The following is a 522-nucleotide window of genomic DNA, read 5'->3' on the forward strand; positions in this document are numbered from 1 at the left end:
GATTCTTTTTGAATATATTTATCTAAAACTTTTCTTAAACTATTTTCAGATTTAGAAAAAAAATGGTTGGCATCTGGCACTGATTGAAAATCTACTTTTATTCCTTTCTGAGCTGATAATCTCTTATCAAGCTCGTTCAAATGATCTATGGGAACAAGTTCATCTTTTTTACCATAGACCATTAATCCTGAGGTTGGACAAGGTGAAAGAAATGAAAAATCATATACATTTGGTTGAGGTGATATTGAGATAAATCTGTTTATTTCTGGCCTTCTCATAAGCAATTGCATAGATATTAATGATCCAAAAGAGAAACCAGCGACCCAACATTGCGAATTATCAAAGTTCTCTCTTTCAATCCAATCTAATGCAGCGGCAGCATCTGCAAGTTCACCTTGACCGTTATCAAACTCTCCATCACTTTTACCAACTCCTCTAAAGTTAACTCTGCATACTGAAAATCCGTTATCCATAAAAGCATGAAATGTCTCTACGACAACTTTGTTATTCATCGTACCTCCA

General features: G+C 34.3%; 1 protein-coding gene. It reads right to left on the reverse strand.

Going from position 1 to position 522, the window contains the following annotated elements; translation table 11 throughout:
* Positions 1-512, reverse strand: a 512-nt coding sequence (locus tag AMN80_RS02220; protein ID WP_256997977.1) for an alpha/beta hydrolase, incomplete at its 3' end; no start/stop codon positions are given.
* Positions 513-522: the final 10 nt, after the last annotated feature.

The sequence above is a fragment of the Candidatus Pelagibacter communis genome (assembly GCF_001179985.1).
Classification (GTDB): Bacteria; Pseudomonadota; Alphaproteobacteria; order Pelagibacterales; family Pelagibacteraceae; genus Pelagibacter; species Pelagibacter ubique_J.